1 protein-coding gene is annotated in these 725 nt (G+C 64.1%); it reads left to right on the plus strand.

From position 1 onward, the window contains the following. Positions 1-725, plus strand: a 725-nt coding sequence (locus DT23_RS18275) for an IS5 family transposase (protein ID WP_038133750.1), incomplete at both ends; no start/stop codon positions are given.

Consider the following 725-nt stretch of genomic DNA (forward strand, 5'->3'; position numbering starts at 1 on the left):
GCGGTCCAGGCCTGCCTCACGCTGAAAGTGCTCTTCGGCCTTCCGCTTTGGCAAACGGTCGGGCTGGTCGAGAGTCTGATCCGGATGGCTGGGCTCGATTGGCGGGTTCCGGACTATTCGGCGCTGTGCCGACGCCAGGCGCGGATCGGTGTGCAGATCCCGTATCGCCGCACTGGCAGGCCTTTGAACCTGCTTATCGACAGCACCGTGGTGAAGTTCTGCGGTGACGGCGCCCTCTCGGGCGATTGCTTTGCAATCCCCTGCCGGGTGACAAATGGCTGGGCCCGGAAGCATGGCCCTTCCCGCCGGAGGCAATGGCGTAAGGTCCGCATCGCCATGGACACGGAGACCGGCGACATACGCGCGGTAGAGTTCACCTCAAGCCGCCAGGGCGACAGCCCCCTGCTGCCAGACCTGCTGTCGCAAATTCCCGAGGGCGAAGAGATCGCCACTGTCACCGCGGACGGCGCATACGACACACGCCGATGCCAAACCGCCATCATCGAGCACGGCGCCGATGCGTTCGGGCATTCCTTCGGACCGATGGCAGTCATGCCCTCACTACCCACCCGCCGCAACGGTCGCGCATGGAAAGAAGACTGCCCCGCCGCAGTTGCGCGAAACGAGATCCTGCGCGCAACCCGGCACCTCGGTAGGGCTCTCTGGAAGAAGTGGGCAGGCTACCATGTCCGAAGTCGGATCGAAGCGTACCCTTTCATGGTTTG

It is taken from the genome of Thioclava indica (genome assembly GCF_000714545.1).
GTDB lineage: Bacteria > Pseudomonadota > Alphaproteobacteria > Rhodobacterales > Rhodobacteraceae > Thioclava > Thioclava indica.